Source organism: Frigoribacterium sp. AC512, from assembly GCF_979258295.1.
On record NZ_OZ409850.1, the window covers coordinates 1,323,233 to 1,347,549 of the forward strand.

The 24,317-nt window shown below is 68.2% G+C and carries 21 protein-coding genes and 4 tRNA genes; 10 read left to right on the top strand and 15 right to left on the bottom strand.

The window, feature by feature from the left end:
* Positions 1 to 24 precede the first annotated feature (24 nt).
* Together ACZZ97_RS06015 and ACZZ97_RS06020 are read right to left on the bottom strand one after the other, a co-directional pair.
* Positions 25 to 1,338 (bottom strand): HRDC domain-containing protein, encoded by a 1,314-nt coding sequence (locus tag ACZZ97_RS06015; protein ID WP_463472574.1) that lies wholly within the window; start codon positions 1,336 to 1,338, stop codon positions 25 to 27.
* Positions 1,339 to 1,358: 20 nt separating this feature from the next.
* A complete protein-coding gene (locus ACZZ97_RS06020) occupies positions 1,359 to 1,952 on the bottom strand; it encodes a DUF3000 domain-containing protein (protein ID WP_123545995.1) in 594 nt (197 codons plus the stop codon).
* 103 nt (positions 1,953 to 2,055) lie between these two features.
* On the opposite strand from ACZZ97_RS06020, the gene ACZZ97_RS06025 reads away from it, so the two are divergent.
* Positions 2,056 to 3,297 carry an alpha/beta hydrolase family protein gene (locus ACZZ97_RS06025; RefSeq protein ID WP_463472575.1) on the top strand — a complete coding sequence of 414 codons (1,242 nt, stop codon included), beginning with the start codon at positions 2,056 to 2,058 and terminating at the stop codon, positions 3,295 to 3,297.
* Here the strand turns inward: ACZZ97_RS06025 and ACZZ97_RS06030 are convergent.
* The 3 genes from ACZZ97_RS06030 to ACZZ97_RS06040 are packed head-to-tail and all read right to left on the bottom strand — an operon-like array spanning position 3,218 to position 5,366.
* Positions 3,218 to 4,015 (bottom strand): dihydrofolate reductase family protein, encoded by a 798-nt coding sequence (locus ACZZ97_RS06030; RefSeq protein ID WP_463472576.1) that lies wholly within the window; start codon positions 4,013 to 4,015, stop codon positions 3,218 to 3,220. The genes ACZZ97_RS06025 and ACZZ97_RS06030 overlap by 80 nt on opposite strands.
* Entirely contained in the window at positions 4,012 to 4,461 is a 450-nt protein-coding gene (locus ACZZ97_RS06035) for a SufE family protein (protein ID WP_123545989.1), read from the bottom strand. Before ACZZ97_RS06035 ends, ACZZ97_RS06030 begins: the two co-directional genes overlap by 4 nt.
* A gap of 5 nt (positions 4,462 to 4,466) precedes the next feature.
* Positions 4,467 to 5,366 (bottom strand): sulfurtransferase, encoded by a 900-nt coding sequence (locus ACZZ97_RS06040; protein ID WP_123545987.1) that lies wholly within the window; start codon positions 5,364 to 5,366, stop codon positions 4,467 to 4,469.
* 188 nt (positions 5,367 to 5,554) lie between these two features.
* On the opposite strand from ACZZ97_RS06040, the gene zapE reads away from it, so the two are divergent.
* Both zapE and ACZZ97_RS06050 read left to right on the top strand, forming a co-directional pair.
* Positions 5,555 to 6,571: a cell division protein ZapE gene (zapE, locus tag ACZZ97_RS06045; protein ID WP_192169096.1), complete on the top strand. Its 1,017-nt coding sequence runs from the start codon at positions 5,555 to 5,557 to the stop codon at positions 6,569 to 6,571.
* Between the two features lie 236 nt (positions 6,572 to 6,807).
* A complete protein-coding gene (locus ACZZ97_RS06050; protein ID WP_314101403.1) occupies positions 6,808 to 8,088 on the top strand; it encodes an ammonium transporter in 1,281 nt (426 codons plus the stop codon).
* 280 nt (positions 8,089 to 8,368) lie between these two features.
* Here the strand turns inward: ACZZ97_RS06050 and ACZZ97_RS06055 are convergent.
* From ACZZ97_RS06055 to ACZZ97_RS06065, 3 genes are all read right to left on the bottom strand, one after another.
* Positions 8,369 to 8,440, bottom strand: a tRNA-Val gene (locus ACZZ97_RS06055).
* 62 nt (positions 8,441 to 8,502) lie between these two features.
* A tRNA-Cys gene (locus ACZZ97_RS06060) sits at positions 8,503 to 8,576 on the bottom strand.
* A 62-nt stretch (positions 8,577 to 8,638) separates the two neighbouring features.
* Positions 8,639 to 8,710 (bottom strand) — tRNA-Gly (locus ACZZ97_RS06065).
* A gap of 202 nt (positions 8,711 to 8,912) precedes the next feature.
* On the opposite strand from ACZZ97_RS06065, the gene ACZZ97_RS06070 reads away from it, so the two are divergent.
* Both ACZZ97_RS06070 and ACZZ97_RS06075 read left to right on the top strand, forming a co-directional pair.
* Positions 8,913 to 8,985: transfer RNA gene (locus tag ACZZ97_RS06070), tRNA-Val, on the top strand.
* Between the two features lie 478 nt (positions 8,986 to 9,463).
* A complete protein-coding gene (locus tag ACZZ97_RS06075; RefSeq protein WP_463472577.1) occupies positions 9,464 to 9,916 on the top strand; it encodes an HIRAN domain-containing protein in 453 nt (150 codons plus the stop codon).
* Between the two features lie 195 nt (positions 9,917 to 10,111).
* Here the strand turns inward: ACZZ97_RS06075 and ACZZ97_RS06080 are convergent, their stop codons facing one another.
* From ACZZ97_RS06080 to ACZZ97_RS06090, 3 genes are all read right to left on the bottom strand, one after another.
* Entirely contained in the window at positions 10,112 to 11,293 is a 1,182-nt protein-coding gene (locus tag ACZZ97_RS06080; RefSeq protein ID WP_463472578.1) for a tyrosine-type recombinase/integrase, read from the bottom strand.
* Positions 11,294 to 11,893: 600 nt separating this feature from the next.
* Positions 11,894 to 12,571 (bottom strand): NADPH-dependent F420 reductase, encoded by a 678-nt coding sequence (locus ACZZ97_RS06085; protein WP_463472579.1) that lies wholly within the window; start codon positions 12,569 to 12,571, stop codon positions 11,894 to 11,896.
* Positions 12,568 to 13,626 carry an LLM class flavin-dependent oxidoreductase gene (locus tag ACZZ97_RS06090; RefSeq protein WP_463472580.1) on the bottom strand — a complete coding sequence of 353 codons (1,059 nt, stop codon included), beginning with the start codon at positions 13,624 to 13,626 and terminating at the stop codon, positions 12,568 to 12,570. The genes ACZZ97_RS06085 and ACZZ97_RS06090 overlap by 4 nt, the downstream gene beginning before the upstream one ends.
* An 86-nt stretch (positions 13,627 to 13,712) precedes the next feature.
* On the opposite strand from ACZZ97_RS06090, the gene ACZZ97_RS06095 reads away from it, so the two are divergent.
* The 3 genes from ACZZ97_RS06095 (at position 13,713) to ACZZ97_RS06105 (ending at position 16,280) form a co-directional block, all read left to right on the top strand.
* Positions 13,713 to 14,210, top strand: a complete 498-nt coding sequence (locus tag ACZZ97_RS06095; protein ID WP_463472581.1) for a MarR family winged helix-turn-helix transcriptional regulator — start codon at positions 13,713 to 13,715, stop codon at positions 14,208 to 14,210.
* A 309-nt stretch (positions 14,211 to 14,519) separates the two neighbouring features.
* Positions 14,520 to 15,752: an alpha/beta hydrolase gene (locus tag ACZZ97_RS06100; RefSeq protein ID WP_463472582.1), complete on the top strand. Its 1,233-nt coding sequence runs from the start codon at positions 14,520 to 14,522 to the stop codon at positions 15,750 to 15,752.
* A gap of 249 nt (positions 15,753 to 16,001) precedes the next feature.
* Positions 16,002 to 16,280, top strand: a complete 279-nt coding sequence (locus ACZZ97_RS06105) for a hypothetical protein (protein WP_463472583.1) — start codon at positions 16,002 to 16,004, stop codon at positions 16,278 to 16,280.
* A gap of 60 nt (positions 16,281 to 16,340) precedes the next feature.
* Here the strand turns inward: ACZZ97_RS06105 and ACZZ97_RS06110 are convergent, their stop codons facing one another.
* The gene (locus ACZZ97_RS06110) at positions 16,341 to 17,594 is read right to left on the bottom strand and encodes an alpha/beta hydrolase (RefSeq protein WP_463472584.1); all 1,254 of its coding nucleotides are present in this window, start codon (positions 17,592 to 17,594) and stop codon (positions 16,341 to 16,343) included.
* 90 nt (positions 17,595 to 17,684) lie between these two features.
* Positions 17,685 to 18,944: an alpha/beta hydrolase fold domain-containing protein gene (locus ACZZ97_RS06115; RefSeq protein ID WP_463472585.1), complete on the bottom strand. Its 1,260-nt coding sequence runs from the start codon at positions 18,942 to 18,944 to the stop codon at positions 17,685 to 17,687.
* A gap of 89 nt (positions 18,945 to 19,033) precedes the next feature.
* Between ACZZ97_RS06115 and ACZZ97_RS06120 the strand changes: the two genes are divergently transcribed.
* A complete protein-coding gene (locus ACZZ97_RS06120; protein WP_463472586.1) occupies positions 19,034 to 19,690 on the top strand; it encodes a TetR/AcrR family transcriptional regulator in 657 nt (218 codons plus the stop codon).
* A 230-nt stretch (positions 19,691 to 19,920) separates the two neighbouring features.
* Here ACZZ97_RS06120 and ACZZ97_RS06125 read toward each other — a convergent pair whose 3' ends face one another.
* The gene (locus tag ACZZ97_RS06125) at positions 19,921 to 20,508 is read right to left on the bottom strand and encodes a TetR/AcrR family transcriptional regulator (RefSeq protein ID WP_463472587.1); all 588 of its coding nucleotides are present in this window, start codon (positions 20,506 to 20,508) and stop codon (positions 19,921 to 19,923) included.
* Positions 20,509 to 20,568: 60 nt separating this feature from the next.
* On the opposite strand from ACZZ97_RS06125, the gene ACZZ97_RS06130 reads away from it, so the two are divergent.
* The gene (locus ACZZ97_RS06130) at positions 20,569 to 23,247 is read left to right on the top strand and encodes a family 78 glycoside hydrolase catalytic domain (RefSeq protein WP_463472588.1); all 2,679 of its coding nucleotides are present in this window, start codon (positions 20,569 to 20,571) and stop codon (positions 23,245 to 23,247) included.
* A 367-nt stretch (positions 23,248 to 23,614) separates the two neighbouring features.
* Here ACZZ97_RS06130 and ACZZ97_RS06135 read toward each other — a convergent pair whose 3' ends face one another.
* On the bottom strand, positions 23,615 to 24,283 hold the full coding sequence (locus ACZZ97_RS06135; protein ID WP_463472589.1) for a TetR/AcrR family transcriptional regulator: 669 nt from the start codon (positions 24,281 to 24,283) through the stop codon (positions 23,615 to 23,617).
* Positions 24,284 to 24,317: the final 34 nt, after the last annotated feature.

Here is a 24,317-nt window from a genome sequence, read left to right on the forward strand (position 1 = left end):
GCCGGGAGAATCCTTCGCGGATTGCTACGAAGCGTCGGCGGGGTCGCTCTCGGGTTCTTGGTGGGCGTCGACAAAGGCCTCGGCCAGTCGCTCGGCGACGGCGTCGACCTGCCACGGGCGCGCGCCGAGCTCGACGAGGGCCGCCGCCAGCGTCTCGGTGTCGAACGGGATCGGCGGCTCCCAGCAGAGGCGCCGCAGCAGCTCGGGCGTGAGCAGGTTCTCGACGGGCAGGTCGAGTCCCTCGGCGATCTCGGCCACCGCGGGGCGTGCGTGCCGGAGGCGCGCGTCGGCCATCGGGTTCTTGTCGGCCCAGCTGCGAGGAGGCGGCAGGGTGTCGCCCGCCGGCCCGCGGGAGGAAGGCAGGTCACGGGTCGCCATGCCGCGCTCGATCGCGGCCCACCAGCGATCGAGCTCGCTGCGGCTGGCGCGTCCGACGAACTCCTTCACGCCGGCGAGGGCGCGCTTGTCCGCGGGCTGGGCCTTCGTGGCGGCCACGAGCGACTGGTCGGGCACGAGCCGGCCGGCGGCCGTGTCGACCTGGCGGGCGTAGTCGTCCCGGGCGTGCCAGAGCTCGCGGGCGACGGCGAGCGAGCGAGCCCCGCGGACGGTGTGCAGGCCGGTCAGGCGGCGCCAGGGCTCGGCCTTGGCGGGCTTGGCCTCCCGTGCCACCGTGGCCGCGAACTCCTGGCGGGCGATGTCGAGCTTGCCGTCGCGCTCGAGCAGCTCGGCCATCGCGTCGCGGAGGTCGACGAGGAGCTCGACGTCGAGGGCGGCGTAGACGAGCCAGCTCTGCGGCAGGGGCCGCGTCGACCAGTCGGCGGCCGAGTGCTCCTTGGCGAGGTGGACCCCGAGCAGCTGCTCGACCACGGCGCCGAGGCCGACCTTGGGCAGGCCCGCCAGACGGGCGCCGAGCTCGGTGTCGAAGACGAGGTCGGGGTCGAGCCCGACCTCGCGCAGGCACGCGAGATCTTGGCTCGCGGCGTGCAGCACCCACTCCTCGTGGCCGATGACGGCCTGCAGCTCGTCGAACGAGCCGATGGCCGGGGGGTCGAAGAGGAACACGCCGCTGCCTTGCCGGAACACCTGGATGAGGTAGGCGCGCTGCGAGTACCGGTAGCCGGAGGCGCGCTCGGCGTCGATCGAGACCGGTCCGTGCCCCGCGGCGATCGCCTCCACGGCCTCGAGGTAGGCCTCGCGGTCGGCGATGACGTGCACCTCGCCGTGCACCGAGTCGGCGGTCGCGGCGCGCGGGACGATCGTCGCCGGGGCGACCGTGACTGCGGGGGAGGAGGTCGACGACTCGTCGACCGGGGATGGCTCGGGTGTGGGGGCGCTCATGTCTCCGTCGTTCCGGGGGGTCAGTCGCGGCCCACGCGACGCGACGCGAGGAGCGTGACGCCCTCGACGGTCGGCGGCAGGCCCGCGAGGGTGCAGATCAGCTCGCTCCACGCGGCGACGTGGGGGGCGAGGTCGGTGCTGGTGGGGGTCCACGAGGCGCGCAGCTCGAGCTGGGCCCCGTCGCCCTGGGCGGCGAGCTCGCCGTAGCCGGACGAGAGCACCTTCGTGGCGGTGCCCGAGGCGGAGTGCCGGGAGGCGCCTCCTGCGTCGAGCGAGTCGACCAGCCAGGACCACGCGACGTCCGCGACGAAGGGATCGAGGGCGAGGTCGGTCTCGAGCGGGGCCTGCGCGAAGCAGACGACGCGGAAGACGCCGCCCCACGCCTCGGGCGCGCTCTCGTCGTACAGCAGGACGAAGCGTCCGGTGCCGAGCTCGGCGTCGGCCCGCCCGGACGCGCCCACCACGTCGCCGGCGAGGGCGAGGGCGTGCGGGGCGAGGCCGCCGGGGGCGGGGATCTCGGACACGGCGAGGTCGTCGCGCGAGAGAGCCTCGCGGACGGCGGCCGACGCGGCGGCGAACGCGGCCGGGACCGGCGGCGAGGAGGTGTCGGACACCTCAGCAGACTAGGCTCCCACCCGGCTCACAGCCGAGCGGCACGCCGCAGGTGCCCCTCCGCACGTGCCCCCGTCGCTCCGCCCCGTCCGCCCGGAGGTCTCGATGTCCCGTCACCCACGCACACGCCCTCGCCGCACGCCGGCAGCCCTGGCCGGCCTCGTCGTGTCCGTCTCCGTCGGCGGCACCGTGGTCGCGGCGTCGCTCGCCCTGGCGGCGGGTGCGGTCACCATGGCGCGGAAGGTCGTCACGCCGGCGCGGCGCCGCCCTGACGACGTCCGGGTGCTCGGGCACGACCCCGTGGCAGCGACGGTGACCCTCGCGGCGAACGCCGACACGCGCCTCCCGGGCCGCTACAGCTTCTGGTTCGACCACGGGAGGGGGCACGCCCGCCTCGGCGAGGTCGTGCGGGAGGAGCGGGGCCGCGTCGTGCGCCGTGTCGAGGCCGTCGACGTGGGCGACCTGGCCACGGCGCGCGCCGGACGGATCGGCGGCTGGCTGTGGCGGTCGCCGCGCGACGCCGGGCTGACGGTCGAGGACGTCGAGGTCGGGACCCCGGTCGGACCGGCGCCGGCGTGGCTCGTGCCGGGTCCGGACGGCACGGACGGGCCGTGGATGATCGGCGTGCACGGGCGCGGCGTGACCCGGGCCGAGACCGTGCGCGCGGCGCCGGTCTTCCATCGTGCGGGGCTCACCTCGCTGCTCGTGTCGTATCGCAACGACACCGAGGCACCCCGGTCGGCCGACGGCCGGTACGCGCTCGGCGACGCGGAGTGGACCGACGTCGAGGCCGCCATGAGCTGGGCCGTCGACCACGGCGCGACGTCGATCGTGCTGATGGGCTGGTCGATGGGCGGCGCCACCGTGCTGCAGGCCGTGACCCGTGCCGAGCACCGCGACCGCGTGGCCGGGGTCGTGCTCGAGTCGCCCGTGGTCGACTGGCGCACCACCCTCCGCTACCAGGGGACGGCCATGCGCGTGCCGCGGGTCGTGCAGGAGCTGGCGATGCGCCTCCTGCAGTCCCCTCGGGCGTCACGGCTGAGCGGCCGGTCCGAGCCGCTCGACCTCGATCGTCTCGACCTGGTCGAGCGGGCCGGCGAGCTGCGCGTCCCCGTGCTGGTGCTGCACAGCGACGACGACGGCTTCGTGCCGTCGACGGCCTCGCACGCCCTCGCCGCCGCCCGTCCGGACATCGTGCAGCTCGAGGTGTTCGAGGTCGCCCGGCACACGAAGATCTGGAACTACGACCCCGAGCGCTTCGAGGCGGTCATCGCCGAGTGGCTGGGCCGTCTTCCACGAGCCAGCGTGCGTAAAGGGCGCTCTGGTCGTCCATCATCAGCTGGCTGAGGGAGAGCCGCGACGGGTCGAACCGCTCCCGGCCGAAGACGGGCAACCCGCTCCCGATGACGACGGGCGAGGTGGAGAGGCAGAGCTCGTCGACGAGGCCGTCGTGCAGCAGCTGCCCGGCCAGCGAGGGGCCGCCCTCGCAGACGAGCGAGCGCAGGCCGTGGCCGCGGAGGCGGTCGACCAGGGTCGCAGGAGCCACCACGCCGTGGTCGTCGTCGACGACGAGGACGGTCGCGCGGTCCGCGACGTCGGCGCCGAGGGTCTCCGTGACGCGGTCGACCGCCGCGGCCGGGCAGACGACGACGACGCGGTCGGCGCGCTCCGGGTCCATCCGGTGTCCGCTGAGGTCGCCGCTGGCCGTCAGCACCACGAGCTGGGCTGACCGGGGCACCCGGTAGCCCTCGGCGCGGACGCTCGCGGCGCCGACGAGCACCCCGTCGGCGAGGTCGCGGATGGCGGCCAGCACGGCACGGTCGTCGGCGTTGCTCAGCGTGTCGGAGGTGCCGTCCTCGCCCGCCGCGTCGCCGCTGACGGCCGCGATCAGGTTGAGGCGCAGCCAGTCGGCCGCAGGAGGCGCGTAGAGCTCCCGCAGACGCGCCCGCCCCTCGTCGGTGCCTGCCTCCACGACCGTGCCTGCCTCGACGACAGGGGCCGCCTCGACGAGCGCGCCGGTGCCCGCACCCCGCGCAGCAGCCGGGTGCAGCACCCGCAGGGTCACGCCGCCGACTTCTCTCTGACCTGGCGCTTGGCCCGGGCGAGCAGCGCCGTCATGCCCCGCACGCGGAGCGGGCTGACCGCCACGCCGAGGCCGATCGTCTGCGGGTAGTCGTCGGGGACGTCCTCGAGCACCTCGCGCACCGACAGGCCGCTCAGCCCCTGGGCGAGGATCGAGGCGAAGCCGCGGGTCGTCGGCGCCTCGCGAGGAGCCGTCGCGTGCATCGTCACGACGTCGTCGGACACCTCGACGAAGATGAACACGGGCGACTGGCACTCCTCCACGCGCTCGAGCAGGTCAGGGTGGCCCTCGTACTCCGCGGGCAGCGACGGCAGCTCGTCCGAGAACTCGAGCAGCAGCTGCAGCCGGTCCTTCACGTCGAGGGCGAGGAAGTCCTCACGGGTCTCCGCCAGGACGCGGGGGAGCGCCCCGGGCTCGGAGGCCGACACGGCGCTCAGCGCCCCGGGACCGTGCCGGGCTCCACGCCCTGCACGATCGGCACGCGCACCGCGCTGCCCCACTCGGTCCACGAGCCGTCGTAGTTGCGGACGTTCTCGAACCCCATCAGGTGGTGCAGCACGAACCACGTGTGGCTCGACCGCTCGCCGATGCGGCAGTAGGCGACGACGTCGTCCCCGTCGGAGAGGCCGGCTCCGTCGCGGTAGATCGCGTCGAGCTCGCCGAGGCTGCGGAAACGGCCGTCCTCGGCCGCCGCCTTGCCCCACGGCACGTTCTGGGCCGAGGGGATGTGGCCGGCGCGCAGCGCGCCCTCCTCGGGGTAGGCCGGCGCGGTGGTCCGCTCGCCCGAGTACTCCTCGGGGGAGCGGACGTCGATCAGGGGCGAGCCGAGGTGCGCGAGCACGTCGTCCTTGTAGGCGCGGATGCGGCTGTCGTCGCGCTCGACGACGGGGTAGTCGGTGGCGACCGGCTCGGGGGCGTCGGTCGTGTACCCACGGCCCTCCGCCTCCCAGGCGGCTCGTCCGCCGTCGAGCAGGCGCACGTCGTCGTGGCCGAAGAGGGAGAAGACCCACAGGGCGTAGGCGGCCCACCAGTTGTTCTTGTCGCCGTAGATCACGACGGTGCTGTCGCGGGAGATCCCGCTGCGGGACATCAGGGCGGCGAACGCCTCACCGTCGACGTAGTCGCGCTGCACGGGGTCGTTGAGGTCGAGGTGCCAGTCGATCTTGACGGCGCCCGCGATGTGGCCGGTGTCCCAGAGCAGCACGTCCTCGTCGGACTCGACGACGACGAGGCCGGGCGTGCCCAGGTTCTGTTGCAGCCAGTCGGTGCTGACGAGGCGCTCGGGGTGGGCGTACTCGCTGAACCGTGCGGACGTGTCGTGCTCGACGACCATTGCTGTACCTCCTGGGTCTGCCCCGAGGGGCTGGGCGGTGTCGTGGGGGCGGCGGATAGGATCGCCGCGCGGCCCCGTCGAGGCTACGCACCCACGGTGTGCCCCGGCCGGGTCCCTCTGACTCTGACACAGATCGCGTCCCGGACATTCCCGCGGGCGCCCGTCCCGACGCCTGCGAGGTCGCACCGATGTCCACCGATCCCCTCCGCACCGTCGTGTCGCTCGTCGACCGGGCCCCGACCATCACGGGCGCCGAGATCGTGGCCGAGCTCGTCCCGCCGCGGCAGTTCGCCGAGGCCTCGCTCGAGAACTACCGGCCCGACGACGCGTTCCCCTCCCAGGCGGAGGCCGTCGAGGCCGTCGCCTCCTTCTGGGCCGCGGCCGAGCGCCCGGCCCGGCGAGGGCTGTTCCGACGTCGCCCGGAGACGCAGGAGGCGCCTCCCGGCCTGTACCTCGACGGCGGCTTCGGCGTCGGCAAGACGCACCTGCTGGCCGCGGCGTACAACCGCGCGGCAGGCCGTCGCTACTTCGGCACGTTCATCGAGTACACGGCCCTCGTCGGCGCGGTCGGCTACGCGGGGGCGGCGAAGCAGCTCGAGGGCGCGGCGCTCGTCTGCATCGACGAGTTCGAGCTGGACGACCCGGGCGACACGATGATGATGACCCGCCTGCTCGGCGACCTCGCGGACGCGGGCACGCGCATCGCGGCGACCTCGAACACGCCGCCCGGCGCCCTCGGCGAGGGGCGCTTCGCCGCCGCCGACTTCCTCCGCGAGATCCAGGGGCTCTCGGACCGGTTCCGCACCCTCCGCATCGACGGGAACGACTACCGGCGCCGCGAGGTCGAGGCGCGGGCGCACGTCGTGGACGACCTGGACGCGGCCGTCGCCGCGGTCGGGGGCACCGCCTCCCTCGACGACTTCGGGGCTGCCGTGCAGCACCTGTCGACCGTGCACCCCAGCCGCTACGTCAAGCTCATCGGCGGCCTCGACGCCGTCGGGCTGCGCGACGTCACGCCCCTCACGAGCCAGACCGACGCCCTGCGCTTCGTCGCCTTCGTCGACCGCCTCTACGACGCGCAGGTGCGCGTGCTCGCGACCGGGACGCCCCTCGACGAGGTGTTCAGCGACGAGATGCTCGCCGGCGGCTACCGCAAGAAGTACCTGCGCGCGACGTCGCGGCTCGTCGCGCTGACCTCCTCCTAGCCCTCTCCGAGCAGTTCCGGGGCGTCGTCCCTGCTGCCGGGGAGGCTCGGGAAACGCGTTGTTCACACGGGGCCGGATCCTGTTACATCGCCGAAACACGGGTGCACACGGTCCGAAACGAGGCGCCGCGACACTGGGGACCGCACCGCCCGAGCCCCGTGCTCACAGCCCGCTCACCCTCGCGGACGGGTCGGGACCGGTGCGCCCCTGGCTCCCGAACTCGAGAGGTACCACCCATGGATCAAGGCAACACCGCGTTCATGCTGATCTGCGCAGCACTCGTGCTGCTCATGACGCCCGGACTGGCGTTCTTCTACGGCGGCCTCGTCAAGGCCAAGAGCGTCATCAGCATGATGATGCTCAGCTTCGGCGCGATGGGCCTGATCGGCGTGCTGTGGGTGCTCTACGGCTACGCGATCGCGTTCGGCAACCCGACCTCGATCCCCGGCGGCTCCGATGCCTTCGTCGGCATCCAGGGCTGGTTCGGCATCGACACCGCGTCGCTCGGCCTCGACAGCGCCTTCCAGGACAGCCTCGCCCCGTCCGGCGACTACCCGACCATCGCCTTCGCCGCCTTCCAGGCGACCTTCGCGATCATCACCGTCGCGCTCATCTCGGGCGCCATCGCGGACCGTGCCAAGTTCGGCGCGTGGATGATCTTCGCCGGCGTCTGGGCCACCGTCGTGTACTTCCCCGTCGCGAGCTGGGTCTTCAACTTCACCACCGACGACGACGGCAACGTGGTCGGCGGCTGGATCGCCGCCATGGGCGTCATCGACTTCGCGGGCGGCACGGCCGTCCACATCAACGCCGGTGCTGCCGCGCTCGCCCTCGCGCTCGTGCTCGGCAAGCGCGTCGGCTTCGCCAAGGGCGCCGACAAGCCGCACAACCCGCCCTTCGTGCTGCTGGGAGCCGGGCTGCTCTGGTTCGGCTGGTTCGGCTTCAACGCCGGCTCGGAGCTCGCCGCCGACGGCGTCGCGGCCCTCGCGTTCCTCAACACGATCGCCGCCCCTGCCGCCGCCGTGCTCGGCTGGCTCGTCGTCGAGAAGCTCAAGGACGGCAAGGCCACGTCGGTCGGCGCCGCCTCGGGCGCCGTCGCCGGACTCGTGGCCATCACCCCGGCCTGCGCCGCGCTGACGCCCGGCTGGGCGGTCGTGCTCGGCGTCGTCGCCGGCGCCGTCTGCGCCCTCGCCATCGACCTCAAGTTCAAGCTCGGCTTCGACGACTCCCTCGACGTCGTCGGCATCCACCTCGTCGGCGGCCTGCTCGGAACGCTCTACCTGGGCATCTTCGCCAACGACACCGGCCTCATCTTCTCCGGCACCTTCACGCAGCTCGGCATCCAGGCGCTCTCGGCCGTCGCCGTCATGCTCTACTCGTTCGTGCTCGCCTTCGTCATCGGCTTCGTGATCGAGAAGACCATCGGCTTCCGCGTGAAGAACGAGGACGAGGTGGCCGGCATCGACCTCGCCCTGCACGGCGAGGAGGGCTACGTGCTCGAGAACGCGCGCGCCTAGCGCCCCGCCTCACCGCACCTCCCAGGCGGCCCCGGTCCTCGCGACCGGGGCCGCTCTGCGTGCCCGGGCGTCTGCTGGACGGGTCACGTGGAACCTCGACGCGTCGCTACACCCCTAATTCGGCGCTACACCCTCAGAACGCGGGGTGTAGCGCGGAACTGGCGGTGTAGCTCGCGCAGGCACGGGGGGAGGCGAGTGCCTGGCCGCGACGCTCAGCCGGGTCACGGAAGCGCGGCCGGGAACGACGAAGGCCCCCGATCTCTCGGGGGCCTTCTCTGTGTGAGCGATACTGGGATCGAACCAGCGACCTCTTCCGTGTCAGGGAAGCGCGCTACCGCTGCGCCAATCGCTCATGCTTGTTCAGTTGTCATCGTCTCGGGAGACGAATCGATCATAGACCCAGAGGGTGGTCCATGGAGGTGGAGACGGGATTTGAACCCGCGTGAACGGCTTTGCAGGCCGGTGCCTCGCCTCTCGGCCACTCCACCAGATGAGATACTCCCAGAGGGAGCCACCATCGGTGGACTCCCTCTGGTGAGCTTTACACTCGAGCGGATGACGAGATTCGAACTCGCGACCCTCACCTTGGCAAGGTGATGCGCTACCACTGCGCCACATCCGCATTTCGTTTCGCATTACTGCGATGTTTCTTTCGTTTCGCATCGCTGCGAACAAGAAGAACACTACCCAGACCCCGGACAGAAAACAAATCGAGAGATGTTCGTGTCTTGGTCGCCTCCTCGACTCCTCGCCAGGGGCGCAGCCGGCCTCCTCGAATGGCGCCGGGGTCACAAGATCCACTAGTATCGACGAGTCCCGCTCAGGGGCGATTGGCGCAGTTGGTAGCGCGCTTCCTTCACACGGAAGAGGTCATCGGTTCGAGCCCGGTATCGCCCACAGGAAAAGCCCCGGTCCGCCGGGGATTTTGTTTTGTCCGGTACGTTCTTGCGATCCTAGACCGCGCCCATGGACACGTTTTGGACACAAGACCGGCTGATGCACCTCCGCGCGCCCATCAAGGCAGCGTCTCTAGGAGTTCGGCGGCGTCCTTCGGCGGGGACGGAGCGAGTGGGGTGCATCACGAGCGAGTTGGACTCCGCCCCGAGCGGGGTGCGGTTGCCACCAGGCCTGGCCGGCAACTCGCTCGGGATCTAGCTCGCGACCGCGCACTCTGCTGCGGGAGGAACGGTTGCTCCCGAGGTCGCCCTCGCCAGTACGGTGACCCCATGGAGCTGCTCGTGGTGCTCGGCATTGTCACCGCTGTTTTCTCGGCTTGGTACGGAGTAAGGACCTACCGTCCGAAGCGCCACCGGCTGCGCTCGAGAGGCCCCGCCCTGCGGCGTTGAAGGGACAAGGCCCAAGGCGGGTGTCAGCCGTGGACAGAGCCTCGGGCGCCGGTTCAGTTGAAGAGATCGAAGCTAAGCAGGCGTATGCCAAGCGCGGCGTTGAAGCCCGGAAGCCGGTCACCGAAGCCTGGATCGACCATGCCCTCCCCGAGATCGACTTACGCTCGCTCGCCTCGCGGCGGCTCCGGATCGTGGGTGTGGCCAACTATCTGCGCGATCGTGAGCGCTCGCTCTTCGGCGGGGTCGAGTACCGCCTGGTGCGTGAACCCGAGAATGTCTACGACGCGAACGCAGTCGCCGTGTTCGGGCAAGAGCGAAAGGTCGGTTACCTCAGCGCGGCAAAGGCTGCGAGCCTGGCACCGCTTCTCGACAGGCTGGGCGAGGCTGCCTTCGCCGTGAGCGGGTGTGGTGTCACCGAAGCGAGCGCGCGTCTCTGGGTCGACTTGCCACGGGTGCCTGAGCTGCGCAAGTTCCACCGGTGAGTCTCTCCGGGTCGGAGCGTGGCCTGAAACTGGCCAAACCACGGCTCGCATCACCAGGGGGAGGGCGTTCCATCGTTCAGCGTTCACTCTCGTGAGCGCTCGACTGGGATGGTGCGCGTGCGTGACGTGGCGGACCAGGGATTCGATGTCCTCGCCGACACATCCGGCGGAAGAGGTGTCGAGTCGGGCCGCGCCCTACGAATCACCGGGTGCTCTCGGCGTGGGCAGTTCGCCATTCCCTGCAGGCCTGAGAAGCGCTGCGATTCCTGACGCCTGGGCGCCCGGGGCGAGAGCAGCGACGACTTCGTCGAGGTCAGTGTCGAACAGGTCAGCGTAGACGTCGAGAGTCATCGAGGCCGCGGCGTGGCCGAGCATCCGCTGCAGGACCTTGACGTTCGCACCAGCCTGGACAGCGAGAGACGCGGCGGTGTGGCGTAAGTCGTGCGGCACGAGGGTGGGAAAGGGCTTGTCGTAAGGGGCCGCTCCCTGTGCTGCCCGCACCGCTGCTGCGAAGTCGCGGGAACGCCACGTGTTGGCCCGAAGGGGCCCCCCACGGGCTGCGCGAAAAACAAGACCGTCAGAGCTTCTACCCTGAACGCTGCTTGCCAGGGGCGCCCGCAGGAAATGAGCCAGGGGCACGCTTCGAGCCTTTCCGTTCTTCGGGGGTCCTTCCACGAGCTTCCCTTTGACCTCGGTCACGGATGCTCTGACACGCACACGGCCAGCGTCGAGGTCGAGGTCTCGGACGCGAAGCGCCGCGGCCTCCCCGAAACGGAGCCCGGAGTAGGCCAGGAAGCTCACCAGGAGTGCTTGTCGACCTGCGTGGGATACCAGATGCGCGACCTGTTCGGCAGTGAGATAGGCATTGTCGCGACGTACCTGCTCTGGCAGTTTTATCCCTACGACGGGATTCGATGCCAGGGCCTTGCTCGAGACCGCGAGGGCCAGGCTGCCCCGGAGCACGCCGACTGCTTTCTCGATGGTTGCGGCACTGACCCCTTGCTGGTGGAGTTCTTCTACCCAGGCCTTGACCCCGTCCTGGTCGATGCGACCAACGGGACGGTTCGCCCACGTCGGCAAGACCCAGGTCCGTGCGGTACTCGTCCGCGACGCTGCTGTGGTGGGTCTGATGGTGGCGGTTCGGTTGATGTAGGTCTCGACGAAGTGGCCGGCGAGCTTCCTCTGGGCCGACGCAGGAATATGACTTCCCATCGCGAGGCGGTTCGCGTTGTCGAGCGCCCATTTCTCGGCGGCCTTGAGAGTCGTGAACCCTCGCTGGCGAGTGGACCTGTTGTCAAGGTTTCGGTAGCGGACCTCGTAGCGGACCTCGCCCTTACTGGTCACGTACTTCTTGGGTGGAGCCATCTCAGCGGGCACCCATGAGCTCGTCGAGCAGGCGGACTGGGCGCGGCGCGGGGGAGTCGTCGGTAGGCACCAGGTTGGCCGGCAGGTAGTCAAGCAAGTCGACCTCCCTGTACCGGACCGAGGACCCGAACTTCAGGAAAGCCGGGCCGCGTCTCTCGTAACGCTGCTGAGCGAGGGCCGCGGTCGTCGTGCCGAGGAGAGTAGCGACGTCGGGCGCTCCGTAGAGGCGGACGACGGGGGACTGTGATGACTTCATGCTGGGTCCATGCGCGGCATGCTTCGAATGCTCGAGATGCGCATCCTCGAGGCTCAGCAGTGCTCACCCGCAACCTCTAGCAAACGATCCCTTACACCCCCAGACCTTTCTCACCGCGGGAGCCCGAATGAATGGGTTGGGGGTTCGAGTCCCTCCAGGGGCACCACAGCCCGCGACTTCTGCCCAGTCGCGAGTTGGGTAGCATCTTCATCCCACGCTTATCCCGCGAAAACTTGCCGGAACACCTATGGTTCTGTCTCGGCCACCCGCTTCGCCTCCGTTCCTCTCAACACCGGCGCGATTCTCAGTCAACGGCCGAGCGGGGCTGGTCATCCGGCCACTCCCAGCATGAGGCGTCACGACCGGGCGACGGCTACATCGAGCCCTCGAGGAGTGGTCGGGAACCGCTCGAGCATCTCCACCAGTTCGCCGGCGGAGACGTTGGCACCGAAGGTCTCGGCGTGGGGTTCGAGTTCGATGCTGTCGTGCAGCGAACCGGCCAGGACGGGGTCGAAGCCCCACGCGTCGACGAGAGCCGAGGCCACGGCGACGGCGTGCGGATCGTCTCCGGCGACCGCGATCGCTTTGCGGTCCGCAGCACCCACGGGCCTGGGGCCTTCGTCGAGGTCGTGGTATCCCATGTGGTTGAAGGCCTTGACGACCGTCGAGTCATGCAGATGACGTTGTACGAGCTCGCTGGTCGAGGTGCGGGGGTCGCCGAGATCGTCACGGATACCGTCGACCTCCCACCAGTAGTTCATGGCGTCGATCACGACTTTTCCGTGCAGTGCGTCGGCAGGGACGGTGCCCAGCCGTCCGAGCGGCAGCGCGAGGATGACGACGTCTGCCGCGTCCACGGCGTCGGCTGCGCGAGCAGGCTCCGCGCCGGGAGAGACGACGGCGAGGATCAGGCGGATCCTCTCGGGGTCACCGGATCCCGCGACGAGAACCCGGTGCCCCGCCGCCACGGCCAGCCGGGCCAGGACGGTGCCGAGCTTGCCGGCACCGAGGATCGCGATGGTCGAGGTCGTCACGCGGTCACGACCGAGGGGCGGGCCGGCATCTCGGCCAGGAGCTCTCGGACCCGGGGGATGACCGTCGTGCCGTAGAGCTCGACCGATCGGAGGCGGTCCTTGATCGACTGCGTGCCGGAGGTGTAGATCATGTCGAAACGGCCGACACCCATGTCATGGATGGTTCGGGACATCTTCTGGGCGACCGTCTCGGCCGAGCCGACGTACATCGACCCGGACGCCACCTCGCGGTCGAACTCGCTCCGTGTCACCGGCGGCCAGCCGCGCAGAGCGCCGATGCGATCGCGGACGACCTTGAAGTGCGGGTACCAGGCCTCCAGCGCCTCCTCGTCGGTGTCGGCGACGAACCCGGGCGAGTGCATGCCGACGGGGTGAGCCGTCGTGCCGAACTCCTCGGCGGCACGGCGGTAGAGATCGAGGTACGGGGCGAATCGCTGCGGCTGCCCTCCGATGATGGCCAACATGAGCGGGAAGCCGTACTTCGCCGTCCGCACGACCGACTGCGGCGACCCGCCGACGCCGACCCAGGTCGAGAGGCCGTGCTCGGTCTTCGGGAAGACGTCCGCGTCGGTCAGCGGCGCCCGGGTCGTCCCGGACCAGGTGACCGGCTCTTCGGTCAGCAGGCGCGAGAACAGTTCGATCTTCTCCTCGAAGAGGACCTCGTAGTCGGCCATGTCGTACCCGAAGAGGGGGAACGACTCGGTGAACGAACCACGCCCGAGGATCACCTCGGCTCGCCCACCGGAGAGGGCATCCACGGTCGCGAATCGCTGGAAGACGCGCACGGGGTCGTCGGAGCTGAGCACTGTCACCCCGGAACCGAGGCGGATGCGACGGGTCGCCGTCGCGAGCCCGGCGAGCACGGTCTCGGGTGACGAGACCGAGTACTCGGGTCGGTGATGCTCACCCACCGTGAACACGTCCACGCCGAGCTCGTCGGCCATGACGGCCTCATCGACGAGCTGCCGGATGGAGCGGGCGTGACTGACCGGCGCACCGGTCTCGTCGGAGGGGACGTCCCCGAAGGTGTCGAGGCCGAAGTCGATGTCGATCATGATTCCTCAATTCATTGACACGTCAACCATGTGGTTGACGTGTCAATGATCTGCCGCTACGGTCGAGAAGTCAACAAGGAGGCGCGATGAAAAACGAAGACGACGCACCAGCACGACGGAGATCGCCTAACGCGGCCGAACTGGCGATCTGGCGCGACTACGTCGAGACCTCCGAACAGGTCAAACGCACCCTGACGACCGCGTTCCACGACACGTCAGGGATCTCACCCGGCGACTACGCGGTCATGCTTGCCCTCAGTGAGGCGGCCGAGAAGACGCTCCGGTCATCCGATGTCGCCGATGTCGTGGGGTGGGAGCGGAGCCGCCTGTCGCACCACCTGCGCCGCATGGAAGAACGCGGCCTCATCACCCGAGGGCTCGTAGGCGGCGACGCCCGCGGCGCCGCCGTGACCCTGACCGACATCGGCTCCCGGATCTTCCGCAGCTCATCGGCGTCTCACCTGCGGCTGGTCCGCGAGATCTTCATCGACGCGTTCACTTCGGCTCAGCTGGTCGAGATGCGCACCCTGACCGAGACCCTGCACCAGCACCTCGATACCGTCCGTGGCGACACCCTTCGATGACCCGAGCCGGGCCGGCTGAAGGAAAGCCACCTAGGACACGGAGAGCGTGTTCAGAGAGTCGCCTGCAGTCGATGCGCCAGGACGGGGCGACCTGGGCGGCAGTGCTGCCAGCCGCTATCGCTGCCGACTCGACATCTTCGAAGTGTCGAGAATTGAGCTCGCTAGTCGCGCAAACGCCGACCGGGCCTGGTGTTCGAATCGACGCCAGTCCACTTCCCCTTTCTTTGGTCGCTACTTTATATTGAGTCTAAGCTTCGACGTGGTCTACCGCTCACGGAAGGTCGTTACCTCATGAAAGAAGACACGCGCATGCTGCAGCAGCCCTCCGCCACCCCGCGCTTGAAGATGCGCTTCCCTTGGCTGCAGACGGCCACCGCCGTGAGCGCCGCGACACTCGGAATCGTCGTGACGCTTCTCGCTGCCGCGAACTTCTTCCCCGCGTCCTCCAACATCTTTACGCTCGCCGGCACCTACGTCTGGGCAAGCGCAGCCCCACACCTGGTCCTCGTCAGCTTGGTCGCCGCGCTGCTGACGATCCCGCTGTGGCGGGCGCGGCGACGGCCCGTGCTCCGCGGCATCGCGTCCGGGGCTGCGGTGCTCGCCCTGGCCGCCTCGACCTTCATCACCGGTTCGTTGGCCATGGCCGCCACCTCCAACGGCGGATCCCTGGATCTTGTTCAGGCCGTCTCGCTCTCGACGCCGACGGGGCCTCCGACCGAGGTCACCACCTACGTCACCGCCGGCGGCGAGCCGTTGGAGGCGCGTGTGTACGAGCCCGAGGGCGGCGCTGCGGGCGCGCCGGTGATGATGTACGTCCACGGTGGCGGTTGGGAGACGGGTTCGGCAGAGGAGTCCGAGTCCACGGTCCAGCACTGGGCGGCGGAGGGCTGGTACGTCGTCAGCGTCAACTACCGCCTCTCGAGCACGCAACAGCCGACGTGGGACAAGGCACCGGCCGATCTTGCGTGCGCTCTCACCTGGACCGACCGTCATGCCGCCGAGGCCGGCGCTGACAACGACCGGCTCACTGTGATGGGCGACTCCGCCGGTGGCCACCTGGCTGTTCTTCTCGGCTGGTCCGCCGCTGACGGCGCCGCGGCGTCCACGTGCGCCGATCAGGGTGACGTTCCTGTGCCCGACGCGATCGTGGCGAGCTACCCCGCGATCGACGTCCAGTACAACTACGACCACGGCGTCGCCCCGGTTCCGGGGATCGATCCTCAGGAGTTCACGCACCTCTTCCTCGGTGGCACGCCAGCCGAGTTCCCGGACCGCCTGCGGGCCATCTCCCCGCTGACCTACCTCAGTGCGAACACTCCGTCGACCCTGGTGTTGCAGCCTGACCGGGATGACTTCATCCCGGCCGAGGGCAACTACCGCTCGATCAAGACCGCCCAGCAGGCGGGTGTCGACGCGAGGATCGTCTCCGTCCCCTTCGCGTGGCACGCCTTCGACGCCCTTCAGGGTGGTCTCGGCGGGCAGGTGAAGAACAGTGTCACCAAGACCTGGTTGGAGCAGCGCGACCTCGCACCCCAGCAGTAGGGGCGGACTTGCAGTCTCGAGCAGAACCCCCCGGGCAGGGTGTCCCGTTGTTCAACGATGCGTCGCGCGTCACCCCTTGTTGCGAGGGCAGGGTCCGCGCCTAGCTTGCTGAGACCTGTCAGGGCATAGGTGCACGCGCATCTTCGAGGTACGGTGCGGACGCAGACTAGATCCCGCTGCCATCGGTGGGGCGCCTGGTTGTCTCCAGGCGACCCACTGGGATGGGATATCTAGGCCATAGACTCGAGCTTGGCTTTCAGCGCAGCGTGGACCACTCACGGGATTTCCTATGCGGCTGAGACTCACGAGGGCTACCTGATGTGGGGTTCTGCTCCCGCGGGTTTGAGAGCACCGCTGACGATGAAACGTGTCGAGCCTGCTGACTTTCTCGTCCTCTCCAAGGTCAAGGACGACAAGGAGATCGTGGTCACGGCCCGGGTCCGGGGAAAGCGGGTGACCGTGTTCCTTCCAGATCCCGTTTTCGAAGCTTTGGAACTGGCCTGGAAACGCGTCAACGTTCCATCCTGATTCCGCGCAGCAAAAGGCCCCCCGGGGGCTATCACCGGAGGGCCTTCTGCGTGTGTGGAGCTAGGAAGCGAGGTTGAGACCCTTCAGCCAGTTCACGACGATGCTGCTGCGGGTTTGGCCGCCGACACTGCCCGGCAGGCTGTCGAAGCCGTGGTAGCCGAAGGGGACGCGCGCGACCGTGACGTCGACCCCGGCCTGACGTGCCTTGTCAGCCACGGCGTAGTTGCCTGCTGCGGGGATGAAGTCATCGCGCTCGGGCTCGACGATGAGGGTCGGCGGGGTCTTGTCCGAGACGTACGTAAGCGGGGAGACCGCCTCGAGTCGCTCGGGCTGCTCCGCCGGGGAGCCGCCGAGGAAGTCCCGGATGAACTCCTCCGGGTCGACTCCGAGAGGCGCGGTCCCGTTCTCGCACGTGTACGTCAGGTCGGCGACCGGGTAGGAGGCGATGACGGCGTCGGGGACGGGCACGTCTCCGAGCTCAGGGCACGAGGACGCGGCGGCGCCGTCGGCGGCGGACCAGCCGAGGAGCATGGCCAGGTGCCCGCCGGCAGAGTCGCCGATGACGGTGAGCTTGTCGGTGTCGGCACCCGCGGCGGCAGCCTGCTGCCCGGTCCAGGCCAGGCCGCAGGCGACGTCCGCGGGGGCCTTGTCCCAGGTCGGGTCGGTGGCGTCGGAGAGGCGGTAGTCGATGTTGACGACGTAGAAGCCCTTGCTGGCGAAGGAGCGGGCGATCTGGTCGGAGCCTTCCGCGGAGCCCATGTACCAGGCGCCGCCGTGGATGTACATCAGCACCGGAGCACCCTCGGCACCACCCTCGGGCTCGAAGACGCGCGCCTGCTGCTGCTCACCGTCGACGGTGACGTAAGCCGTGACCTCATCCGGCCCCTCGGGCGACGATGAGAGGGTCAACGCCTGCGCGAGGTTGACCGAGCCGCCGTTGTCGGACGCGGCCATGACCATGATCCCGGTGATGACGGTCGAGGAGACGAGTGCGATGACCACCAGGCCCGAGGCAACGCCCCGCAGCACAGGGCGGCGCCTCGCCCGCCAGAGCGGGATGCACAGCAGAGCCGCGATCACGCTCAGCACGACGAACTGGGGGCCGAAGAACGACCACGCGAAGGCCGATGCCAGGGTCCCGAGGAACTCACCCGGCCCGAACGCGGTCCCGAGTGCGAGGAGGGCGATGATCCCTCCAATGATCGCCGCGACGACAGCGGCAGCGGTGCGCGCCTTGGCGAACCGCGCCGGATGGGCGCCGGTGCCGCCTTGGTGCTCTCGTGCCGATCGTGGTGCTGCGTCGTGCTCGTGCATGTTCCTGGTGCCTCTCGATCAGTCTGCGGGGTGGGTGGTGCCGGCCCGATGGTGGTGCCAGCAGGTGGTGTGGGTGCTGGTGCGCTGCGGTCAGGGTGCGAGGTTGCGTTCCGCGAGCCAGTTCGTCGTCACGGTCGTCTTGATCTGGCCGCCGATGCTGTCGCGGGTGGCGTCGAAGCCGTGCCATGCGAACGGGACCTGGGCGATCGTGGCGTCGACGCCTGCGTCCTGGGCCTCCTCGATGACCTCGTCGTTGCCCTCGGCGGGGATGAAGTCGTCCCTCTCGGGCTGGAGGACGAGAGTCGACGGGGTGTCTGCGCCGAGGTAGGTGGAGGGCGAGACCGCGCGGGCACGGTCGGGGAACTCCGCCGGTGCCCCGCCGAGGAAGAACCGCGTGAACTCCTGCGGGTTGTAGGCGGCCAGGGGCGCTGCGCCGTCCTCGTAGGTGTACTCGATGTTGCTCACGGGGTAGCCGGCCACGACAGCGTCGGGAACGGGCACGTCGCCGAGCTCGGGGCAGGTGGAGGCGGCGCTCCCGGCGGCGGCGGACCAACCGAGGAGCATGGCCAGGTGCCCACCGGCGGAGTCGCCCATGACGGTCAGCTTGCTGGTGTCCGCGCCGACCTTCTCCGCCAGCTGGTCCGTCCAGGTAAGTGCGCACGCGACGTCGGCCGGGGCCTTGTCCCACGTCGCGTTCTCGGCGTCTGCGAGGCGGTAGTCGACGTTGACGACGTACCAGCCCTCGTCAGCCCACCGCTGGGCCATGCTGTCCGACTCCTCGGCGGTGCCGATGTACCAGCCACCACCGTGGATGTACATCATCACCGGCGCCCCTTCCGGGCCACCCGCTGGCTCGTAGATCCGGGCCTGTTGGGGCTGCCCGTCGGCGGTAGCGTAGGTCGTGATCTCGGTCGGGGTCACGGGCGGGTTCGTCGTCGCCAACGACTGGGCCAGGTTGACGGACCCACCGTTCTCCGTCGCAGCGTTCACCAGCGACGCGGTGATGGCAGTCGAGGCGACGAGCGCCACGGCCACCAGCCCGGAGGCGATGCCCCGGAGCACAGGGCGCCGCCTGGCCCGCCAGAGAGGAATGCAGAGAAGAGCTGCCACGACGCTGACGATCACGAGGTGAGGCGCGAAGCTCGCCCAGGCCATCGTGCCGCCGAGCGTCACAATGTTCGTCGCCGCGGGAACGAGGTTCCCCGCCGCGAGCAGCACCACCAACCCAGCGAGGACCGCCGCGACGACGGCCGCGAGAGTCCACACCCACCGGAACCGTCGGGACCGGTCAGCGCCGACCCCCGGCGCCCGGGATTCCTGGGACTTGGTCGACTGCTCGTGCGCGTTCATGATGCCCTTCGTCGTTGAGCGATTCGCTCGACAACGAGACTACGTCCAATCGTAGACGGCGTCTACCTATGGACGACTAGGATCAGATCATGAACTCTTCAGTTCCCCCTCAAGGTCGTCGCGAGATGTTGAAGGCACGCTCGCGGCGCTCGATCCTCGACGCCGCGACGGCACTGGTCATCGAGCGCGGAGGCCCCACGTTCACCGTCGAAGAGCTCGCTGAGCGAGCCGACGTCTCACGGGCGACGGTGTTCAACTACTTCCCCTCGGTCTCAGACGTGCTCGTGACCGCGAGCGTCGAGCAGTTCGAGAACGCCTGGGCGACCTTCGACGAGGCCACGTCAGCGGCACCGGCAACTGACGGATCGCGTGCGGCCGTGTTCAACGAGGTGTCGCAGTCTCTCCGGGCGACGAACATGCCCGACGTGATCCTGTCCGTTGGAGCAGTCGTCGGGCGAGGCGACCAAGCATCACCCCGCCACGAAGCCCTCCTCCGGCAGATCATGGACCGGACCTCACTGCACATGGCCGAGCACGTCTCTGCCCGCTACCCCAGCTGGAGTCGACTCGAAGTGGATCTGCTTATCGGCTCACTAATGAGCGGCGTCACAGTCGCCTCCAGCCACTGGCTCCTGAATCAAGGCGGAGACCTGAGCCAGGAGGCCCGTGTCGATTGGCTTCGGACGCTTGATAGCGCCATCGAGGGCGCACGGTCCGGATATGGCAACAACGGCAGGCCCACATGAGAACCTTCTGAACACATCGACCAAGCAACGCCGTGTCATTCAGCCCTGGTTGCTTCGATCTTCAACCTCACTACGCTGACTCCAGCCGATCAGGTCGCGCGGAGGCATCCCATGCAAGGCCCCTTGGAGGTCCAAGAGCTTGTCCGCACGGTCGCGAACAGGGACGTCTACGGCTTGCGGACCGGCTGCAGCTGAGTGGCCAGACCTCGAGGCCTGTGCCTGACGGCCACCTAGGTCGAAAGGGCTGCGAGGAACGTGCGAAGAACGTGCGCCGCCGCCGCCCAGTCGACCTCATCGTCGACGAGCCACTGCGACTCGATTCCCTCGATGCCCCCGAGGAGCACGGTCGCCACGGCGAGAGCATCGATGTCAGCGCGGATCTCACCCGCACTGACAGCGCGTCGGATCATCGACTCGTATTCGTTCCGAATGCGTCCGTGTCTTTCTCGAACCCAGTCGCGGGCCGGATGCAGGGGGTCCGCTGCTTCGGCAACGAGTCGGTGATAGAGGGCGATCACCTCCCTATCCGCATAGACCTTCGGCAGCAGGGCGGACAGATCCGAGACGTAGTCCGCCAACGTTCTGTATCTGTCCAAGTCCGCGAAGTGCAGAGCCTGATTGAGCTCCGCGTCGCGCTCTTCGAGGACCGCGAGAAGGAGCTTCTGCTTCGAGGAGTAGTAGTAAAGCAAATTCTGCCGGGACAGCCCCGCCGCTAAGGCGACGTCGTTCAGAGAGCCGGAGTTGTAGCCGTCGCGGGCGAACACGCTGACGGCCGCGCGCACGATCCGGGCCCGAGGTCGTTCTTGCACACCTTCCATCCTAGGCTCATACTTGCACCTGACTTACTGGTAAGAAAAATTGACCGACGGGATGAGTTCATGACGATGAAATCGGCGAAGAGCCCGGGCCACTCGCTCGGTGACGTGACCATCAGCGAGTTGCGCGTCGATGCTCGTGACACGCCTCGAGGAATCGATTCGAAGGCCCCCGAGTTCTCTTGGCAACTGAACTCGTCCCGAACGGGCGTTCTCCAGACCGGTTGGCAGGTGCAGGTCCGTCGGGAGGGCTCGACCGACGTTCTGTGGGACTCGGGTGAGAACGACGGCGAACACCCGTTCGGCCATTCCTACAGCGGGTCGCTCCTGCGCTCATCCACGACCTATTGCTGGCGCGTCCGCATCCGCGATGAGGGGGCTTCCTGGTCCGAGTGGTCGAGCGAGGGGATCTTCGAAACTGGAATCCTGGACGCCTCCGAGTGGGCCGGAGAGTGGGTCACTGCGCAAGATGACACCGCCGGTGCCCTCTATCTGCGGGGATCGGCGTCGCTTCCGGAGAAGATCGATCGTGCGCGCCTCTATGTCAGCTCACTTGGCTGGCACCGCCTTTTCGTCAATGGCGTCGACCATACGGGTCCTGCGCTCGTTCCTCGCTTCACGCCCTTCGGGAAGGAGATCGAGTACCAGATGTACGACGTCACCGAATCCCTGCGTCCTGGTGAAAATATCGTGGCGATCGCCGTGGGAGACGGGCGGTATCGGGGTCGGCTGGGGTTCTTCGACCGGCGGAACACCTTCGGGCACACTCTCGCAGCGATGGCACAGCTCGTCGTTCAGTCGGAAGACCGGTCGTTCACCTTCGTCTCCGACGCATCCTGGGCGGGTGGTTCCGGCCGCATCACTGAGACCGACCCGAAACACGGCGAGCGTGCGGACCTTCGCGTCGCGGAAGAGGACTGGTCATCGGCATCCAATACGCCGCACCGCCTTTCTCCTGTTCGAGTCCTCCCTGCACCTCCCGCGCAGTTGATCGCGGAACAAGTTGAGCGCGTGACCGACGTGGCGAGGTTCCGACCTCGGGTGTGGCGATCTCCTCAAGGTGCCCAGCTTGTCGATCTCGGCCAGAACATCGCCGGCATCGTCCGTCTCAGGGTCGCGGGTCCAGCCGGCAGGACCGTTCGCATGACGTTCAGCGAGGTGCTCGACCCTGACGGCGAGCTCGATGTTGAATGGATCCTGACCAATCCCAAGAAACCGTGGCAGCAGCGCGATGAAGTTGTACTCGACGGTTCTGAGCAGTGGTGGCAACCGTGGTTCACCATTCACGGGTTCCGCTACGTCCAGATCGACGGCCTCGATGGTGATCTGTCGGCGGACGACGTAGAAGGGATAGCTCTGTCGACCGACGTCGAGACGGCTGGCTCGTTCGCAGCGTCCGATGAGCGCCTGGGGCAGCTCTGGCAGAACGTTCTCTGGTCGACACGGTCGAACTTCGTCGACACGGCCACGGACTGCCCCACTCGTGAGAGATCGGGATGGACGGGCGACATCCAGGTGTTCGCGCCGACCGCAACCGGCGTCGTGGATAGCCAGGCATTCCTTCGACGCTACCTTCGTAGCGTCTCTATAGAGCAGCGGCCCAACGGAAACATCCCGCCTTGGATACCGAGCGAGCGGACTGGCGACGCAAGTTTCATCACTCACCTCGTCTCGGAAGTCCTGGGCAACTCCGTAGGCTGGGGGGACGTCGCCGTCCTCACTCCCTGGGATCTCTACCGGTACTACGGAGACACCGCAACGCTGGAGCGGCAGTACCGATCGATGCAATTGTGGGTCCGCAGACTGGCGCGTGCAGCGCGCCGCCGTGGAGCGTCGCGCTGGCTAGCTCGCCGTTTCGGTAAGCACGAGCAGTACATCCTCGACAGTGGTTTCCATTGGGGCGAATGGCTGCGACCCGGTGAAGGGTTCGCTCTGCTCGACGGCACGCTGCACGGTGCGGCCCTGGCGACCGCGTACTTCGAACGATCTTCTCGGACCCTCTCGGCCGTCGCGCGAGTTCTTGGGCGTGACCACGACCGCATTCGATACCTCGAACTAGCCGATCGCGTGCGCGCTGCTTGGCGGGCGGCCTTCGTGCACGACGGCGGCGGTCGCATCGGCGAGGACAAGCAGGACGACTACGTGCGGGCATTGGCGTTCGGACTCCTGACCGAGGACGAAAGGACGCGAGCCGCAGACAGATTGGAGGTGCTGATCCGTGACGCAGACACCCACCTCGCCACGGGGTTCCTTTCCACCCCTCTCCTGCTTTCCGCTCTTCGAGAAAATGGTCGTGCAGACCTAGCGATGCAACTTCTACTCCAGACGACGACGCCGTCCTGGTTGGGGCAGGTGGAGCGTGGCGCTACGACCATCTGGGAGACGTGGGACGGGGGATACGAGGAGGCTGGTCGCGCCAGGGCCAGCCACAATCACTATGCGTTCGGTACTGTCGCAGGTTGGCTTCGAGAAGAACTGGCCGGCATCGCCCCCGCATCTCCTGGATACCGACACATACACATCGAGCCCCTCATTACGGAGCATCTTGACTGGGTGGAAGCTTCGGTCCGCACCCCCTATGGAGAGGTCCGATCCCGCTGGGAAGGGAGTCAGGATTCCGGTCGTATCGACGTGGTGATCCCGGCCGGAACAACTGCGGAGATCGTGACGCCCGACGGCTCCGTGATCCTTGCGGGATCAGGCCGTCTCGCCGTCACGTGGCCAGCGTCCAGCACGGGATGATCAGTACTGGGTTCCCGGAAATGACCCCGCCGGTCAGCCGGTGCACTTCGTCATCGGGCACTCGGCCGAGGCCGGCCCTGTTCGACGGTAGGAAGTACTCCTTGAGTCGTGGGACGCGGTTACGAACGGACGACTAACAGCGCCGCAGGAGATCGCGACTTGCCCGTGGAGGTGCTCTCGTTCGCATCGCTCGTTCAGAGAACATGCCACCTTTCTCGCGAGGCTCGGAACTAGACGTCCTCCGCCTCACGGCTGTTAACGTCCTCCGCCTCACGGCTGTTAGCGGCTACACCGGCGAAGCGCTGTGCCAGGGAGCCCGCTCTCGCTGCCCGCGAACCGCGAGCACCGCGCTGGGCCCACGGGCTAGCTACGGCTTGAGGTCGAGGGGCATACGGCCATAGATGGTCTGAAGCCAAAGGCTGGTCAGCACCCCTGCGACGTCCGACTCGGGAATGAACGGGTCCTCGCCCACGAATACCGAAGAGATAACCCGCTCGTTCATCAGATTCAGTGCGATTGCGAGATTCCGAGCATCGAGCCCCGGTGCGGCAACTCCACGCAGCCGCTCACAGGCGATCGCCTCGGTGGTGTAGCGGACCCAAGCGGTCATGGAAGAGGACCACAGCTCGTCTATCTGGGCATTGTGCAGACGTGCAGTCAGGGTTGCAACGGCTACTGCCCGATGGGAGGCGAAGACCTCGACATAAGCATCGATCACACGTCTCCAGGCCGCTTCAGGGTCTGGTTCGAATGCACGTGGAAGCATGGCAACTCGCTCTTCGGCCTCATTGAGGACCCTGTGGAGGAGCGCGAGCAGCACATCGTCTTTCAGCGAGAAGTAGAAGTAGAACGCCGACCGAGACAGGCCAGCGCTCGAAGCGAGATCCTCGACTGACAACAAGGCAAATGGTCGCTCCTGCATCAAGCGTTCTGCTCCGAGGAGGATCGCCTCTTCTCGCTCGTCGCCCGAGGGTCGCGTTTTCCTGCGCCCGCGTTGTGCCATGCCTGGACAATACCAACCGGTGCCTTTGGACACGGTGTCGACTTTTTCGACGCGACGTCTAAACTGG

Excerpts from the sequence above, each read along its gene's own strand:
- ACZZ97_RS06015 (WP_463472574.1), bottom strand. The coding sequence starts at position 1,338 with ATGAGCGCCCCCACACCCGAGCCATCCCCGGTCGACGAGTCGTCGACC.
- ACZZ97_RS06025 (WP_463472575.1), top strand. The coding sequence starts at position 2,056 with ATGTCCCGTCACCCACGCACACGCCCTCGCCGCACGCCGGCAGCCCTG.
- ACZZ97_RS06040 (WP_123545987.1), bottom strand. The coding sequence starts at position 5,366 with ATGGTCGTCGAGCACGACACGTCCGCACGGTTCAGCGAGTACGCCCAC.
- zapE (WP_192169096.1), top strand. The coding sequence starts at position 5,555 with ATGTCCACCGATCCCCTCCGCACCGTCGTGTCGCTCGTCGACCGGGCC.
- ACZZ97_RS06050 (WP_314101403.1), top strand. The coding sequence starts at position 6,808 with ATGGATCAAGGCAACACCGCGTTCATGCTGATCTGCGCAGCACTCGTG.
- ACZZ97_RS06090 (WP_463472580.1), bottom strand. The coding sequence starts at position 13,626 with ATGATCGACATCGACTTCGGCCTCGACACCTTCGGGGACGTCCCCTCC.
- ACZZ97_RS06095 (WP_463472581.1), top strand. The coding sequence starts at position 13,713 with ATGAAAAACGAAGACGACGCACCAGCACGACGGAGATCGCCTAACGCG.
- ACZZ97_RS06100 (WP_463472582.1), top strand. The coding sequence starts at position 14,520 with ATGCTGCAGCAGCCCTCCGCCACCCCGCGCTTGAAGATGCGCTTCCCT.
- ACZZ97_RS06110 (WP_463472584.1), bottom strand. The coding sequence starts at position 17,594 with ATGCACGAGCACGACGCAGCACCACGATCGGCACGAGAGCACCAAGGC.
- ACZZ97_RS06115 (WP_463472585.1), bottom strand. The coding sequence starts at position 18,944 with ATGAACGCGCACGAGCAGTCGACCAAGTCCCAGGAATCCCGGGCGCCG.
- ACZZ97_RS06120 (WP_463472586.1), top strand. The coding sequence starts at position 19,034 with ATGAACTCTTCAGTTCCCCCTCAAGGTCGTCGCGAGATGTTGAAGGCA.
- ACZZ97_RS06125 (WP_463472587.1), bottom strand. The coding sequence starts at position 20,508 with ATGGAAGGTGTGCAAGAACGACCTCGGGCCCGGATCGTGCGCGCGGCC.
- ACZZ97_RS06130 (WP_463472588.1), top strand. The coding sequence starts at position 20,569 with ATGACGATGAAATCGGCGAAGAGCCCGGGCCACTCGCTCGGTGACGTG.